At 43.0% G+C, this 1126-nt stretch carries 2 protein-coding genes; both read right to left on the bottom strand.

Annotated elements, in window-relative coordinates; all coding sequences use genetic code 11:
• Positions 1-360 precede the first annotated feature (360 nt).
• On the bottom strand, positions 361-639 hold the full coding sequence (locus tag F6K53_RS44520; protein ID WP_293087360.1) for a hypothetical protein: 279 nt from the start codon (positions 637-639) through the stop codon (positions 361-363).
• A 36-nt stretch (positions 640-675) separates the two neighbouring features.
• Positions 676-873, bottom strand: a complete 198-nt coding sequence (locus tag F6K53_RS44515; protein ID WP_293087357.1) for a hypothetical protein — start codon at positions 871-873, stop codon at positions 676-678.
• Between the last annotated feature and the right edge of the window lie 253 nt (positions 874-1126).

Here is a 1126-nt window from a genome sequence, read left to right as displayed (position 1 = left end):
CACTACGCACTATGGTGTTTGACAAGTGAATAAAAATTAAAATCGCTCAATCCCTTGATTAGTAAGCTTTTTTCTTCACTATTGCGCTTCATGCCTATTGCTAGCATGCCTGGCGCGTAGCGCTATAAGTGATTATTGGAGATAGGGGGATAGGGGGATAGGGGGATAGGGAAATCAACTAAAATTTCCCGAAAAATCCGCCAATAAAGTCATTAAAATCTGACAAATTAGTTGGGAGGAAGCAACTCCAATGACTAACAATTCGTGATTCGGCCTTCGAGGAGTGTTAGATAAATTTGGCCAAAATTCCGACTATTTGTCCAAAATTATCCCCATCTCCCCATCTCCCCATCTCCCCATCTATTTTTGGCCAGAATGAAACAGCCCTGCATAAAGGCGACCCGGTTCTACGGTAACTTCAAACTCTTCTTCGCACTTTTTTACTTGTTCTAATAGCGATGCAGCGCGGTCTTGGGGAGGCAGTGCGGTCTTGGGGAGGCAGCGCGGTCTTGGGGAGGCAGTGCGGTCTTGGGGAGGCAGCGCGGTCTTGGGGGTCTCCCCCATGAGCAACTGCCGTGGTCTCCCCCATGAGCAACTGCCGTGGTTTCCCCCATGAGCAACTGCCGTGGTTTCCCCCATGAGCAACTGCCGTGGTTTCCCCCATGAGCGACTGCATCAAGACAGTGATAATTTTTGTGAAGCACCTCCCCCAGGCTTAATTAGCCGGACTTTTTGATTTTGATTTTTTTCTTGATGTTGACGATGTAATAACTTAGCTTGTTTTATCAGTTGAGAGAGTTGTTCATGATTTATCCCTAGCAATCGTTTGGTTTGTTTAGGATTTTTCTGGATATAATCCCAAGTATAGCTCATGGATGATATTCCTAAAAATAATTTGTTATTATCCTCTTATTTTACCATAAATTTATTTGTTGGAGAGGTCTGATGGACGCGGGTATTTTATTTAATGAACAGAGCGAGTAGATTGAATCAATTACTCAATGATCCAATCTCCGCGTCCCCGTGTAAAATCTTATTTGTTTGACAATAAAAAACTTATCGTTCCGAAAATTTTATCTAAATCGGTAATAGTAATTCTCAACTTGCTTTTGGTGAATTCATCGGA

The organism is Moorena sp. SIO4A1 (genome assembly GCF_010672065.1).
Lineage (GTDB): Bacteria > Cyanobacteriota > Cyanobacteriia > Cyanobacteriales > Coleofasciculaceae > Moorena.
Note: the sequence above shows the minus strand (reverse complement) of the source record. Positions and strands in the feature narration are given on the sequence as shown.